The organism is Alloacidobacterium sp. (assembly GCF_035631355.1).
Lineage (GTDB): Bacteria > Acidobacteriota > Terriglobia > Terriglobales > Acidobacteriaceae > Alloacidobacterium.
The window spans coordinates 58,540-70,627 of sequence record NZ_DASQIX010000048.1 but is presented as its reverse complement, the minus strand read 5'-3'; the positions used below and the strand labels follow the sequence as shown (position 1 = coordinate 70,627).

General features: G+C 56.0%; 9 protein-coding genes. 4 read left to right on the top strand and 5 right to left on the bottom strand.

The genetic code is table 11. The features are described from left to right. Positions 1-369 precede the first annotated feature (369 nt). The gene (gene secA / locus VEV40_RS08555) at positions 370-3,348 is read left to right on the top strand and encodes a preprotein translocase subunit SecA (protein ID WP_324831606.1); all 2,979 of its coding nucleotides are present in this window, start codon (positions 370-372) and stop codon (positions 3,346-3,348) included. Here the strand turns inward: secA and VEV40_RS08550 are convergent. The 5 genes from VEV40_RS08550 to trpE form a co-directional block, all read right to left on the bottom strand. After that, entirely contained in the window at positions 3,345-3,950 is a 606-nt protein-coding gene (locus VEV40_RS08550; RefSeq protein WP_324831605.1) for an HD domain-containing protein, read from the bottom strand. The genes secA and VEV40_RS08550 overlap by 4 nt on opposite strands. 35 nt (positions 3,951-3,985) lie before the next feature. Beyond that, complete coding sequence (locus tag VEV40_RS08545) at positions 3,986-4,624, bottom strand: DUF4440 domain-containing protein (RefSeq protein ID WP_324831604.1); 639 nt, start codon at positions 4,622-4,624, stop codon at positions 3,986-3,988. Positions 4,625-4,768: 144 nt separating this feature from the next. Further along, positions 4,769-6,496, bottom strand: coding sequence for a HAMP domain-containing methyl-accepting chemotaxis protein (locus VEV40_RS08540; protein ID WP_324831602.1), 1,728 nt, complete (start codon positions 6,494-6,496; stop codon positions 4,769-4,771). Positions 6,497-6,531: 35 nt separating this feature from the next. Further along, the gene (locus VEV40_RS08535; RefSeq protein ID WP_324831600.1) at positions 6,532-6,888 is read right to left on the bottom strand and encodes an energy transducer TonB; all 357 of its coding nucleotides are present in this window, start codon (positions 6,886-6,888) and stop codon (positions 6,532-6,534) included. A 105-nt stretch (positions 6,889-6,993) separates the two neighbouring features. Beyond that, positions 6,994-8,487, bottom strand: coding sequence for an anthranilate synthase component I (gene trpE / locus VEV40_RS08530; protein ID WP_324831599.1), 1,494 nt, complete (start codon positions 8,485-8,487; stop codon positions 6,994-6,996). A 247-nt stretch (positions 8,488-8,734) separates the two neighbouring features. Between trpE and VEV40_RS08525 the strand changes: the two genes are divergently transcribed. The 3 genes from VEV40_RS08525 to pgsA all read left to right on the top strand — a co-directional run bounded on the left by VEV40_RS08525 (position 8,735) and on the right by pgsA (position 11,621). Continuing rightward, the gene (locus VEV40_RS08525; RefSeq protein WP_324831597.1) at positions 8,735-10,000 is read left to right on the top strand and encodes a Glu/Leu/Phe/Val dehydrogenase; all 1,266 of its coding nucleotides are present in this window, start codon (positions 8,735-8,737) and stop codon (positions 9,998-10,000) included. Positions 10,001-10,125: 125 nt separating this feature from the next. Further along, positions 10,126-10,878 (top strand): hypothetical protein, encoded by a 753-nt coding sequence (locus VEV40_RS08520; RefSeq protein ID WP_324831596.1) that lies wholly within the window; start codon positions 10,126-10,128, stop codon positions 10,876-10,878. A 92-nt stretch (positions 10,879-10,970) separates the two neighbouring features. Continuing rightward, positions 10,971-11,621: a CDP-diacylglycerol--glycerol-3-phosphate 3-phosphatidyltransferase gene (gene pgsA / locus VEV40_RS08515; RefSeq protein WP_324831595.1), complete on the top strand. Its 651-nt coding sequence runs from the start codon at positions 10,971-10,973 to the stop codon at positions 11,619-11,621. Positions 11,622-12,088: the final 467 nt, after the last annotated feature.

Below are 12,088 nucleotides of genomic sequence, written 5' to 3'. Positions count from 1 at the left end.
TGCAAAAACCCACGCTAGCATCGCTGTCCGAGAGTTGTGAAAGATCTTAATGAAGCCAAAATTTGTAAGCTATATTTGCCCTCATTGCAAAGAAAAAGTTACAAGACAGTATACTGGTTACCATGCAATGAGGGCTTGTGTTACATCGACTCTGGCACGCAGATATTTTGCGGCGGTCAAGTCAAACAGGGGCTTAAAACGCTCTGGAGAGTTCGAACTAAAACTAAAGTCAAAACTCACGAGATCTCAAAAATCTCCGAGAATCCTCCAAGGCGGCAGACCTGAAACAAAAGGGTAATCGCTTAAGCAATCCTCCAGTTAAAATAATAGTTGACAACCAACCGGATTGGTTGCATCGAGGAATGTGCTTTGATCGGTAGTGCATTTACCAAGGTTTTTGGCACCAGTAATGAGCGGGCGGTGAAGCGACTGCTGCCTGTCGTCCAGACGATTAGCGATATGGAGCCGGATGTGCAGCGGCTGTCGGACGACGAGCTTCGCGCCAAGACGCAGGAGTTTAAAGCGCGTGTTGCCGCGGCGCTTGAAGGCATTGATGACGCCGAGGAACGCAAGGCTGCCGAAAAGCAGGCACTTGATGAGGTCCTGCCTGAGGCATTCGCGGTCGTTCGCGAGGCGGGACGTCGCATTCTAAACATGCGCCACTTTGACGTGCAGCTGATCGGCGGCATGGTCCTGCACCAAGGCAAGATTTCCGAAATGAAGACCGGCGAAGGCAAGACTCTGGTTGCCACGTTGCCATGCTATCTGAACGCGCTTGCCGGACACGGCGTTCACGTCGTTACTGTCAACGATTATCTGGCCAAGCGCGACGCCGAATGGATGGGCAAGATTTACGAATTCCTCGGCCTGAAAGTCGGCGTAATCGTACATGATCTGGACGACAACCAGCGCCGCGAAGCCTACGGCGCCGACATCACCTACGGAACGAACAACGAGTTCGGCTTCGACTACCTTCGCGACAACATGAAATTTGAGCTGGCCGATTGCGTGCAGCGCGGCCACTACTTCTCCATCGTTGACGAAGTGGACTCGATCCTGATCGATGAAGCGCGCACCCCGCTCATTATTTCCGGCCCGACTGACCAAACGACTGACAAGTATGCCCGCGTGAACCGCATTATTCCCGGGCTGGAGCAGGGCGAGGAGATTGAACAAGGCCCGGACAAGGCAAAAATCCTTACTGGCGACTATACGGTCGATGAAAAGCATAAGACCATTAGTGTGACCGATGAGGGCTGGGAAAAGATCGAGAAGCTGCTCGGCATCGGCAACATCGCCGACCCGGAAAACTGGGACCTGAAGCACCATGTCGAAGTCGCCATCAAGGCGCATTCGCTTTACAAGCGCGACGTGCAATATGTGGTGAAGGACGGCGAGGTCATCATCGTCGATGAGTTCACCGGCCGCCTGATGCCGGGGCGCCGCTGGTCCGACGGCCTGCATCAGGCCGTGGAAGCAAAGGAAGGCGTGAATATCCGCCGCGAGGACCAGACGCTCGCGACGATTACCTTCCAGAATTATTTCCGGCTCTACACTAAGCTCGCCGGCATGACCGGCACGGCGGAGACAGAAGCAGCGGAATTCGACAACATCTACAAACTCGACATTGTCGTCATTCCCACGAACAAACCGCTGCTGCGCAAAGAAAATCCCGACGTGGTCTTCCGCACGGCCAAGGAAAAATATTTTGCCGTGGCGGATGAGATTGCCAAACTGCACGAGCAAGGGCAGCCTGCGCTGGTTGGCACCACATCGATTGAGAAGTCGGAGCTGCTGTCGCAAATCCTGCAGCGCAAGGGCGTGAAGCACGTCGTCTTGAACGCGAAGTTCCACGAGCGCGAAGCTGAAATTGTGGCGCAGGCCGGCCGACTGGGCATGGTCACGATTGCGACCAACATGGCGGGCCGCGGCACAGACATTCTCCTCGGCGGTAACTCGGAATTTGTCGCCAAGCAGGACCTGGTGAAGAAGGGCGCGGCGCGCGCCATCAGCGTCGCCGAAGGCAAGCTGAATCCGATGGCTGCGCCGGGAATGCTGCGCTTCTACTATCAAGGGCAGGAATTCGAGACCACACAGGAAACCTGGGACAACACTTACGCCGCGTATGTGGCGAAGTCGGCCGATGAGCATGAGGCGGTGATTGCCGCCGGCGGCCTGCACATCATCGGCACGGAACGGCACGAGTCGCGGCGCATCGACAACCAGCTTCGCGGACGCGCGGGACGCCAGGGCGACCCCGGCGCATCGCGCTTCTACCTGTCGCTTGAAGATGACCTGATGCGTATCTTCGCCAAGGAGTGGGTGGGGACGCTGCTGCAAAAACTCGGCATGGAAGAAGGCGTGCCGATTGAGTCGCGTATGATCTCCAAGCGCATTGAGGCTGCGCAGAAGGCCGTTGAATCGCAGAATTTTGAGGCCCGAAAGCACCTGCTTGAATACGACGACGTAATGAACAAGCAGCGCGAGGCCGTTTACGGACTACGGCACCAGTTGCTGGAAGGGCTCGATCAGAAAGAACTAATCATCGAGGACTACGTCGCCAACATTTTGAGCAACCTGCTCGATGAGCACACGCCGGAGAAGCTGCATCCCGACCAGTGGGAACTGAAGCCCCTGAAAGAAAAGCTCGTCTCGCAGTTTGGGCTGGATGTGGATGCCGAAGGCATCAACATTGCCGAGATGACACGGCACGAACTTGGCGAGACACTCTTTGAACGGATGAAAGACCGCTACGAAGCCAAAGAGCAGATCGTAAGCGACAAGGCCATGCGTCTTCACGAACGCATGATCATGCTCAGCGTGCTTGACGGGTTGTGGAAAGACCATCTGCTCAATATGGACCACCTGAAGGAAGGTATTGGACTGCGCGGCTACGGTCAGCAGGACCCGCTGGTGGCCTATAAGAAGGAGTCCTTCGACATGTTCGAGGGCATGATGGAGCGCTTCCAGGAAGATACGGTGCGCTTCCTCTTCCTGATGCAGATAGTCGGCCCGGATGGGCAGCCAATACAGGTTCCATCACGTCCGCGGCCCGCGGTTCCAGCGGCGCCTCCGGTAGCTTCAGCCGATGGTAATGGCCATCATCCTCCCGCTGGGCATGAACTTCCATCGGTTCCCACCCGTCAGCCTTCGACGACAATTGACGAGATCGAGCGCGAGTTTCAGCGCAAGAAGAAACGCGAGCTTGAACACGCGCGCATGGCCGGCAGCGGCAGTGCCGAAGCTCCGGCGCAGCGCAGGACTGGCGACAAGGTGGGTCGCAACGATCCTTGCCCATGCGGCTCGGGCAAGAAGTACAAGAAGTGCCACGGAGCGAATGAGGCTTAAAACAGAGCGCCTGCGGATTCCGATTCGACTGCATCCAGAAAATTTCTGAGCGCAATGATTTTCGGCTCCGCCAGGCGCTTTGTGCTTTCCAGTCGAATTTTGCCCGGCAGCGTGTCGAGACTTTTTCGTAGCGCCTGCACCGCATCTGTAAACGTTGCATAGCGCGTGTCGCGTCGAATTTTGCAGACAGTACGCAGGATGCCAATTGCGCCCAGTTGTTCGAGAATGTCGGCGTCGCGCAGGATCGTGGCCTCGATGCTGGTTGGCTCATCGTGCGGCTGATGCTCGCAGATTACGGCGAGCACTGTTGGAATCTTCTCAGCAGGGAACTGCGTTTCTGAGAGAATGCCGGGAACGCGCTCACAGGCATAGTGCACGTGATCCCAGCATGTCAGCGCTGCCGGATCTTCCGGCCGATGACCGCCAAAGACGCCGGGATCGTGCAACCAGGCTGCGGCAAAAACAACATCGTCGTCATACTGCATGCCTTTGCCAATGCTCTTTGTCAGCGCATAGAGACGCGGCTGGTGGCCGTATTTTTCTATAGGTTTGGCTTCTTCGCGGATAAATTGCTGCAGCGCGCTGCGAAAATTAGCGGGCATAGCCGGATTCAGAGTAGCAGACAGCCGTAATCAGGTCAGCGGGCCTTCTTCCACACAAGATCCCAGCTCTCGCGGCGATCGACGAAGCCGATGATTTTTCCAGTTGCATCGCGCTGAAAGATTTTTCGAATGCGCGGCTGTCCCGAAATAAAGAACACGTCCCTCACTTCAGCACTCCATACAACATCCGGCCTGCCAACGCGCGTGCTCACAAGGTGGTCGCCATCACGGCGCACAGTTTGTTTTAAATCGCCCGCAGTGTAGGTTCCAACATACTCATCCAGTTCTTTAGCGTTGAGCAGGATGGCAGGCGGGTCTTGCAGAATGGCATAAACATGTACCTGCCGCAGCTTCCAGTCGCTGCCGTATTTTTGCCATGTCTCCGTGGTCAGATAGCGTGCCTTGAGCATCTGCCCGTGGTAGTTCTCCGTTTCATTGTCGGTGTGGATAACAGTGGCGACATCACCGTGCTGCACAGCCTGATATGAAGCAATGGCAATTGTTCCCGATGCTCCAGCGGGCAAAGAAGTAAGTTGCTTGAGGAATGTAGCACGATCCAGTATGGCGCCGTTTTCATCGACGTAGACAGCATCTGGTGCTAGGGCATCATCCCAAACTTTCACGTTGCCGGGTGCGATGGCGTCAAGTAGCGCCTGGTCTTTGGCACGCAGCATTTGCGCAACGGTTTGTTGCGAAGCTTGTCCGGTGAAAGAAGGGACAACGAGGACAGTGAGTAGGAGAGCCAGACTATACATGCTGAATAAAATAAGAAAAGCAGGACAGGTTTGTCCTGCTTTTCAGTGGAATGTGTGGAATCTTCAGTCGCCGTATGCATGCGCGGGCTGAACGGAAAGCCCCTGTGGTGAGTAGCTCTTGGGGACACTGGCGCGGGTTTCCTCCAGGCGGAAGTTCGCGATGTGCTCCTGCAGGCGGCGCGCGCCGGTCTGCACGGAGTTAACGATGGCATTGCTCTCAGGGATAGCGGCGGCATTCTCTTCGCCCAGGCGGTTGATGATGTCTACATTAGCGCTTGATTGACGCGCAGCTTCAGACTGCTGCATCGCGGCGGCTGCGATCTGCGCGATCATGCCATCAACCTGGTCAGCCATGTGAATGATGCGTTGCAGCGCCTCTCCAGCGCGGGTCGTGGTTTCGACGCCTTCATTGACGGTAGCGGTTCCGCTCTCCATGGCTTCAACTGCGGACAGGGTATGGGCGCGGATACCTTCGATCATCTGCGCGATTTCGCTGGTGGCATTGCGTGTGCTTTCGGCCAGGCGGCGGACCTCACCAGCGACTACGGCAAAGCCGCGTCCCTGCTCGCCTGCGCGCGCTGCTTCAATGGCGGCATTCAGGGCCAGCAAGTTGGTTTTCTGGGCGATTTCTTCGATGACATTGACGATGCGGATAATCTGCTCGGACTCTTTGCCCAGGCGCTGAACTGTTGTCGCCGTATTGCGGACCGAGTCGGCGATGGTCTGCATGCTCATAAGCATCTGCTCGACAGTTGCGCCTCCCTGCTTCGCGGTCTTTGAAGCTTCCTTGGCGTTTTCCGCGGCATTCTGCGCGTGGCGGGAAACTTCGGCAATGCTGATCGACATCTCCTGCATGGCCGAAGCAGCCTGCTGGGTCTGCAGGCTCTGCTCTTTGGTCCGCCGGAAGCTTTCAGCAGAGGAGTTGGCCAGCTTCGCCGAATCGCCGTTCACCGTGTTGGCGATTTCCATCATCGTGCGGATCATTTCGCGTAAATTGTCCTGCATGCGATTGATGGATGTGGCCAGGCCGCCGACTTCGTCATTTGAGTCAATGTGCAGCGACTCGCCCATCAGGTCGCCTTCAGCGATGTGCTGCGCGCGGTCAGCCACAAAGACCACAGACCGCACAACGCGGCGAATGGAAAGTTCAGCGAGGACGGAACCGACCACGCCGCCGAAGACAATGGCCAGCCAGAGATAAATGGCCTGCAGGCGCATGGAGCGCACGGTCTCAAGCAGGCTGGAGTTTGCAGCCTGCATGACCGCTCCCACCACTGCCGCCTCGGCCTTACGGCATGCGGCTTCATGGTCGGCAACCTCGCCCTGCAGGAGGTCATAGGCCTTGCTGGTCGCATCGCTGCCCTGCCCAATGGCCATGGCTTCGACGCGCTGTTGCCCCTGCTCAAAGGCGTGGTACTCGTTCAGCATGGCCTCCACCTGCGCCGCGCCCGCCATGTTGTCAATCACCTGACGTTTGTTTTGTATCTGTGAAATGGCCAGGTTGGAATCGTCCCTGCTCTTCTCCAGCATGTCGTGGTAGCGGGCGGCCATAGTCGGGTCTACGCCGAAGAGCATGTATGCCTTGAGCGCATTCGACGAATCGAGCAGGGCAACGCGCAAATCGCGCACTGCCGAAAGCACTGGGATCTGGTCCGCGGCGACGCTCTCGGAAAGCTGGCTCGCCTCGCGCATTTTGAGATATGCGGCAAACGAGCCGAGCAGAATGCTCAACACCAGCACTACAGTGCTGAGACGTAGCTTGTTGGTCAGGCGCGACTGCGTGAATGACATGGCTGTATCGTCCTTAGGGGATTTTCCCGGCAATATTAGTTCGCTTCAAAGTTGACGTCGATGCCAACCGTGGACTGGCTGTCAGCCGGTACGAACTTCCAGCGTTTCACTGCGTCTTCCGCCGCAGGACTGAGCATCTTGTTGCCGGTCGTGGCTTTCGCTGCCGTTACGCTGCCGTCCGGGGCGACTGTAGCTTCAATGTGCACCACACCGGAAATGCGCATGCGCCTGGCAATCTCCGGGTAGACCGGCGGAACACGTTTCTCAACGCGCCGTTCAACCGCGTGTGCGGGCAGGGCAAGCAGCAGGCAGGCAACCGCAGCCAGAAGAAGCATGGCCGTGTGGTGAAAACCGGCGGCCAAGACTGATTGGCGAAATTTTGCAATATTCATGAAGACCTCTCAGGTGGAATGCGGTGACACCGCTGTTTGAGAGGCTTATCGGCAAAAATAGGGAAGAGCTTGAATCTTCTACCTCGTGTAGCTCTATTGAGTGACTTAGCCTCGGGCGCGTTCAATGGCGCGTACTACGGCGCGGGCTTTGTTGATGGATTCCTCAAATTCGTTCTCAGGAATGGAGTCGGCCACAATGCCGGCGCCGGCCTGGATATGTCCTTTTTTCCCTTCCTGGAGCAGTGTGCGGATGGCGATGCAGGAGTCAAGATTGCCGGAGTAGTCGGCATAGAGTACGCTGCCGCCATAAATGCCGCGTCGCGTAGGCTCCAGTTCTTCGATGATTTCCATCGCGCGGACTTTGGGCGCGCCACTCAGGGTTCCGGCAGGGAAGCAGGCGCGGAAGGCATCAACGGCGTGAAGTTCCGGACGTAGCTTTGCTTCGATGCCGCTGACGATGTGCATGACATGTGAGTAGCGCTCGACGGTCATCAATTCCTTCACTTCAACAGAGCCGTATTCGCTGACGCGGCCCACATCATTGCGTCCGAGATCGACGAGCATGACGTGTTCGGCACGCTCCTTTTCATCGTGCAGCATTTCATCAGCGATACGGCGGTCATCTTCTTCGCTTGCGCCACGGGGGCGGGTTCCGGCGATGGGGCGGTACTGAATGCGGTCCCGATGGACACGAACCAGCAATTCTGGAGACGACCCGGCGATATGCGTGTCGCCTTCCCTTTTCAAACTGAGGCGCAGGAAGTAAAGATAAGGGGATGGGTTGACGATGCGCAGCGCGCGGTAGACAGAGAAAGGATCAACGCCAGGTTCTACGTCGAAGCGCTGCGAAATCACCACCTGGAAAACGTCGCCGGCGGCGATGTATTCCTTCGCAGTCTCAACCGTTTTGAGAAAATCTTTCTTACGCGTCCGGGACTCAAGCTTGAGTTTACCGCCGACCCTCTTCTGCTTCACCTTCGGCAGCGGAGCTCCGAGACGCTTCTCTAACTTGTCGAGTCGCTTGAGCGTATTGGTATAGGCGCGCTCTGGCTTCTGCTGCGTGACGTCGGCGGTCACAATCAACAGCATTTCTTTACGGATATGGTCGAAGGCCAGCACTTCATGGAAGAACATGAGGCAGGCGTCGGGCAGACCGAGATCGTCTTTCGCGGTCGCCGGCAGGCGCTCGATCTGACGAACGACGTCATAGGCAAAGAAGCCGACTGCTCCAGCGGTAAAAGGCGGCAGACCGGGGATGTGCGCAGGCTTGTGGCTGCTGAGGAGTCCTTTGCAGAGGTCGAAAACATCGCCTTCTACGCGGCGGGTCTTGCCGTTTTCCGTGATCTCAATGTTTCTGCCGCGCGAAACAATCTTGCGAAAAGGACGAATGCCGATGAAGGTGTAGCGGCCGATCTTTTCGCCCTGCTCGACCGATTCGAGGAGAAAAGCCTCAGATTCATCGGCGGCGAGGCGCAAAAAAGCGGTGACGGGGGTCTCAAGATCGGCGGTAAGCGCGCGGTAGAGCGGCACCAGCGTATGCGTGCGGGCGAGCTTCAGAAATTCTGCGCGGCTCGGGAGTGTTGCTTCGTGTGACGGCATAGCCTTTGGTTATCGTACCGCAGGCTTTTGGAATCCAGTTAGATACCTGACTCCGCTTACCCGGGATCTTGCGGTGCTTTTTTGATGGGCCTATACTCGGTGAGTTTGGCCGGATGCGAATCTTTGAGCGCATTTGCAGGCAAACAGAGGCGGATTTCGCGCGGGTTTCTGAACGTGTTGATGGCGTCGCAATACTGGCGGCGGAGAATCGCAGGCGAGCATCTGCATAAGGAGAGAAGAATTTCGTATGGCTACCATTACACTCGAGCAGGAAATCAATCCCTGGGAAGCGCAAGCTGCTCGATTTGATTTTGCGGCGCGCAAGCTGAATCTGGATGAAGGACTCTGGCGCGTGCTGCGGCACCCCTCGCGCGAAATAATCGTTCATTTTCCCGTAACTATGGATGATGGCCGGATCGAGATGTTTACCGGCTTCCGTGTGCTGCACTCACAGGCGCGCGGACCGGGCAAAGGGGGCATCCGATATTCGCCCGATGTGACCTTGGACGAGGTGCGCGCCCTGGCAAGTTGGATGACCTGGAAATGCGCCGTGGTCAATATCCCATTCGGTGGCGCGAAGGGCGGGGTGATTTGCAATCCGAAGAAGATGTCGAACGGTGAGCTGGAGCGCATGACGCGGCGCTATACAGCAGAGATTATCGAATTCATTGGTCCAGAGAAGGATGTTCCGGCACCGGACATGAACACGAACGAGCAGACGATGGCCTGGATCATGGACACCTATTCCATGCACCAGCGCCAGACCGTGACCAGTGTAGTGACAGGCAAGCCTGTGAATATCGGCGGATCGCGCGGCCGCCGCGAAGCAACCGGACGCGGCATCAGCGTAATGTGCGATGAGGCTCTGAGGTATTTACAAATGCCCGTGGAAGGCTGCCGTGTGGTCGTTCAGGGCTTTGGCAACGTCGGTTCAAATGCGGCTAACCTGCTGAGGGAGAAAGGTTACAAAATCATCGGCATCGCCGAATATGATGGTGGGCTGTTCAATGCTAACGGCATTGACATTTGTTCGCTGCTGGAACACCGCCAGCGCAACGGCACAGTACTTGGTTTTAAGGGCGCAGAAGCCGCTGATTCACTCGATCTGCTGACGACCGAGTGCGAAATCCTGATTCCCGCGGCAACTGAAAATGTCATCACGAGCCGCAACGCAGACCGCATTAAGGCCCGCATCATCTGTGAAGGCGCCAACGGTCCAACGACCGCCGTGGCGGATGAGATTCTTTCTGACAAGAAGGTCTTTGTCGTTCCGGATATTCTGGCCAATGCCGGCGGCGTAACTGCTTCGTATTTCGAGTGGGTGCAGGACCGTCAGGGCTATTTCTGGAAAGAAGCGCTCGTCAACGAGCAACTGGAGCACATTCTGGCTGAGAGCTTTGATGACGTGCTTCGCTATGCTGAGGCGCATGGCGTACACAACCGCATCGCCGCATACATGCTTGCGATCGATCGTGTTGCATTCACGATTAAACAGCGCGGGATTTACGCGTAGACATTTTCGAGTTTCGATGAGGACGGATTTTGATCGGCCCTCATTTTCCGATTATTCCTACGCAATAAATGACAATCTCAAGCCTGGTTCTGAGGTATGCTCCCAAATGCAAGAGGGCGAAACTTATGCGACATAGTGGTTTGCACATCGTGTTCTTGTTTTGGCTCGGCGCTTTGATTAATCTCAGCACCTATGGCCAGACAGCCCAGATGCCACCAGATTACCGCGGCGTTTCCGTCCGCGTTCCAGGAGTATTTGTCACGCCAGTCCCAAACGCGCCGTTCTCGGCTACAGTTGAGCTTGTTTCCAAGCAGAAGCTCGAAGACGGTTCGTTCAACATCCGCACTACTACAAACCACATCGCGCGCGATGCCGCCGGACGCATCTACAACGAGCGCAGGCAGCTGGTATCATCGGCTTTTAAGGGCGAGCCGATTCTGTTGTCAGCTCATATCTATGATCCGGCAACCCGCACCAGCACATTCCTTAATCCCTTCGACCACCTGGCGCGGCAGAGCGTGTTGCCGCAGCCACAACCAATTACGGCAAGGATCCCGATTCTTGGCCCGCATGCAGGCGCCGTGTTGACATCTCAACAGGATCTGGGCGAGCAGACGATCGGAAACACTGTGCTGCGTGGCACAAAGAAGGTCTGGACGGTGCCGGCAATAGCCAGCGGCACAGGAAAGCCGGTCGAGATTGTTGACCAATACTGGTATTCACCGGACTTGTACGTATATCTGATCATCCAGCACGACGATCCCCGCACAGGCGAGCAGATTGTCGCCGTGAAGAATGTGAATCGTGCGCCACCGGATGAATCGCTCTTTACAGTTCCAGAGCATTACCGCGTGGTAGATGAGACTCCGGAGCCATAAACCCGGTTTGATCATCAGCACCAGCCTCGCTTGTGCAGCTTGCAGTGGTGCATAATGACTAAGTAGGGTCTGCCTCGCCAGCCCGTGGCGCCGTGAATCTTCCCAACTCCATTACGATGTGCCGCATCTTCAGCGTTCCATTGCTCATCTGGATGCTGTCACCGTACTTCCCTCTGCGTGGCCCGCATGGCGAACAGGAGCTGTTCACTTCGATTTTCTTTATTCTCGTTTCAATTTCCGATGGTGTAGATGGCTACCTGGCGCGACGTCGTGGGCAGATCACGACGATTGGCATGCTGCTCGATCCGCTGGCCGACAAGCTGCTGATCACGGCTGCATTCATCTGTTTGGTCCAGTACTGTCCTGACATCGTGAAGCCGTGGATCGCGGTGCTGGTAATTGGTCGCGAGTTCCTGGTAACCGGTCTGCGCAGCATTGCCAGTACCGAGGGGTTCACCATTGAGGCCAGCGATATCGGCAAATTGAAGACCGTAATCCAGATTGTGTCAGTAGTGGCAGTGATTCTGGCGCATCGCTGGGATGCCTGGCACCTTGGCTGGTTCATCATGCCTGTGCGTTCCATCGCTGTGACGGCCGTCTATTTCATGGTCGTGGTTTCCACCATCTCCGCCGTGGATTACTTCTGGGCCTTCTGGCGGAAGATCGATCGCGCTACGGTAAGCCGGCGGAAACGGGACAATGATTTTGTTCTCAGTCGGAAGAAGAAGAACATTCCGGTCTAAATTCTGGCTGGCTTCTGGATCCAGTTACCACCCTCGATCAAATTGAAAATCCGCTCACTTGCCGAGGGGCCCGATTATGCGCAGAGCGGTTTGTTCTCAATTTCCTCTAACTAACATAAATTTACTTATTTCCCCTATACAGTGACCATGAAGGTCTCAGTTATAGCCGCAGGCTTGAAACAGTAAATAAATAGCATTACTTAATAGTTATTCCAGGTTATGGATTTTTTTGAGTATAGAAGGCAAGATTTGTGGTATCTATATCCGCAGATATAAAGAACGCGAGGCTTGCATTTGCCAGCAGATATGGTTGTTGCAGCATATATTTGCCCGCAAGTCCCTAGAAGACTCTCGCGTTCGCCTGCCTCATTAAAGGGTTTTGGAACCTACTGTCCCCGATTTCTGCGACATCGAAGTTTCAACAAATTACAGTTAGTCAGCCACTCACTAAAGTGGTCCGGCTAGTC

Coding starts and splice junctions, on each gene's coding strand:
- VEV40_RS08525 (WP_324831597.1), top strand. CDS start 8,735: ATGGCTACCATTACACTCGAGCAGGAAATCAATCCCTGGGAAGCGCAA.
- VEV40_RS08540 (WP_324831602.1), bottom strand. CDS start 6,496: ATGTCATTCACGCAGTCGCGCCTGACCAACAAGCTACGTCTCAGCACT.
- trpE (WP_324831599.1), bottom strand. CDS start 8,487: ATGCCGTCACACGAAGCAACACTCCCGAGCCGCGCAGAATTTCTGAAG.
- VEV40_RS08520 (WP_324831596.1), top strand. CDS start 10,126: ATGCGACATAGTGGTTTGCACATCGTGTTCTTGTTTTGGCTCGGCGCT.
- VEV40_RS08535 (WP_324831600.1), bottom strand. CDS start 6,888: ATGAATATTGCAAAATTTCGCCAATCAGTCTTGGCCGCCGGTTTTCAC.
- VEV40_RS08550 (WP_324831605.1), bottom strand. CDS start 3,950: ATGCCCGCTAATTTTCGCAGCGCGCTGCAGCAATTTATCCGCGAAGAA.
- VEV40_RS08545 (WP_324831604.1), bottom strand. CDS start 4,624: ATGCTGCGTGCCAAAGACCAGGCGCTACTTGACGCCATCGCACCCGGC.